1 protein-coding gene is annotated in these 303 nt (G+C 70.6%); it reads left to right on the forward strand.

The window, feature by feature from the left end; translation table 11 throughout:
• Positions 1-303 (forward strand): AbgT family transporter (locus WFM69_RS19345; protein WP_337007476.1); only part of this gene is annotated, 303 nt, incomplete at both ends.

The following is a 303-nucleotide window of genomic DNA, read 5'->3' on the forward strand; positions in this document are numbered from 1 at the left end:
TCTTCTTCTCGTCGTTCGTCGACAACTTCGCCGGGTTCGGCGTGGTCGCGGTCGTGCTCATCGCGATGGCGGGCGTCGGCGTCGCCGAGCACGCCGGGCTCATGGGGGCGCTGATCCGCCGGGTGGTCAAGGTGGCCCCGCCGCGGTGGTTGGCGTTCATCCTGATCTTCGTCGGTGTGCTGTCGTCGGTGGCGACCGATGCCGGGTATCTGATCCTGGTGCCGCTCGCCGCGGCGGCCTTCCTCACCGTCGGTCGACATCCTCTCGCCGGTCTCGCGGGGGCGTTCGCAGGCGTCGGCGCGG

It is taken from the genome of Microbacterium sp. LB12 (assembly GCF_037150835.1).
Taxonomy (GTDB): Bacteria; Actinomycetota; Actinomycetes; order Actinomycetales; family Microbacteriaceae; genus Microbacterium.